Origin of the sequence: Photorhabdus akhurstii, from assembly GCF_018448925.1 — a bacterium.
Lineage (GTDB): Bacteria > Pseudomonadota > Gammaproteobacteria > Enterobacterales > Enterobacteriaceae > Photorhabdus > Photorhabdus akhurstii.
Window position 1 is genome coordinate 1 of record NZ_RCWE01000176.1, and the last position, 218, is coordinate 218.

The window sequence follows — 218 nt, forward strand, 5'->3', positions numbered from 1 at the left end:
CACGGCCCAGACTCCTACGGGAGGCAGCAGTGGGGAATATTGCACAATGGGCGCAAGCCTGATGCAGCCATGCCGCGTGTATGAAGAAGGCCTTCGGGTTGTAAAGTACTTTCAGCGGGGAGGAAGGATTTAACTTGAACAGAGTTGGATTTTGACGTTACCCGCAGAAGAAGCACCGGCTAACTCCGTGCCAGCAGCCGCGGTAATACGGAGGGTGC

At 56.0% G+C, this 218-nt stretch carries 1 rRNA gene; it reads left to right on the plus strand.

Going from position 1 to position 218, the window contains the following annotated elements:
- Window positions 1-218, plus strand: a 16S ribosomal RNA gene (locus EAE93_RS24205); the annotation flags it as partial.